The 603-nt window shown below is 66.8% G+C and carries 1 protein-coding gene; it reads left to right on the top strand.

Going from position 1 to position 603, the window contains the following annotated elements:
* Positions 1-603, top strand: a 603-nt coding sequence (locus ACUXV1_RS23225; protein ID WP_446016773.1) for a type VI secretion system Vgr family protein, incomplete at both ends; no start/stop codon positions are given.

Genomic DNA, 603 nt, shown 5'->3' with positions numbered 1-603 from the left:
GCTATCGAGTGAACCGGGCAAGACCCAGCTCAACCAGGGCTTCCTCACCCACCCGCGCAGCAACGGCAAGGCCGAGCCGCGCGGCGACGGCTTCGAACTCAGAACCGACCAGCACGGCGCCATCCGCGCCGGCCACGGCCTGCTGCTGAGCACCGAAGCGCAGAACGGCGCATCCGGCAAACAGCTGGCGCGCGAACAGGCGCAAAGCCAGCTGGACGCCGCCCTGGCCCTGAGCCAAAGCCTGGGCGACACCGCCACTGGCCAGCAGGCCGACACCATGGAAACCGGGCCGGAAGAAATCGGCGCGGACAACGCCAAAGCCGCCAAGAAAACCGAAGGCCACCTGCAACACCAGGCCGCCGCCCTGAAAGCCTGGGAAGCCGGCTCCAACACCGACAAAGACGGCAAAACCGCAAAAGACCAGGCTGGCCAACAACCGCTGATTATTCTGTCCGCCCCCGCCGGCATCGCCAGCCTGAGCCAGCAAAGCCAAACCGTGGCGGCGGGCACCAATCTGGACCTGGTGGCGCAGCGCGACACCAACCAAACCTCCGGCCGACGCTGGCTCCACAATGTGGGCCAGCACATCAGCCTGTTCGTGGC

The sequence above is a fragment of the Chromobacterium sp. W521 genome (assembly GCF_052805975.1).
Note: the sequence above shows the minus strand (reverse complement) of the source record. Positions and strands in the feature narration are given on the sequence as shown.